A 547-nucleotide genomic window follows, 5' to 3' on the forward strand; every position below is an offset into this window, starting at 1 on the left:
GATCGACGCTTCGTCGCTCGATGACATCAGCCACCATGGCTGATTGCTGCTGTCCGACAGATCGAGCCGTGTGCCTTCATAGACGAGCCGCGTGCGCAGGACGGCCTCGGCGGCGCTCTTCAGCGCAGCGCCATTGGCCAGGCCCTGCAGATGATCGAGCGACACGAGATAATCGGCCAGCAACGCGGTCGGCATCTCCTTTGGCGTCATGCTCAATTGGCCGAGCATCGCCGGGGTCGCGGCCCCGGCGCGCGCGAGCGCGTTGAAGGCATAGACGCGCTGCCAGCGCACATCGCCATAATCCTCATGCCGCAAGCGCCCGTCGAGCACGGCCTTCAGCCCCTCGATCATCTTCGCGCGCGGGCCCGCCGGGATCGGCAATCCCGCGTCGGAGGTCATCGCCAGCACATAAGCGGTCAGCGCTTCCGAGCCGGTCAGGCTGCCAGATGGCCAATAGCGCAGCAGGCCGTCATCCGCCTGATAGGCGGGAAGGTCGCCCGCCAGCGATTGCCACAGCCCGGCATCGCCCAGCGCGACCGCACGCGAC

Annotated in this window: 1 protein-coding gene; it reads right to left on the reverse strand. The window is 67.3% G+C overall.

The genetic code is table 11. The annotated features are described in order from the left end of the window. Nucleotides 1-547, reverse strand: a 547-nt coding sequence (locus tag AACY08_RS28415; RefSeq protein ID WP_339472426.1) for a hypothetical protein, incomplete at both ends; no start/stop codon positions are given.

Source organism: Pseudomonas sp. EL_65y_Pfl1_R83 (genome assembly GCF_963970695.1).
GTDB lineage: Bacteria > Pseudomonadota > Gammaproteobacteria > Pseudomonadales > Pseudomonadaceae > Aquipseudomonas > Aquipseudomonas tritici.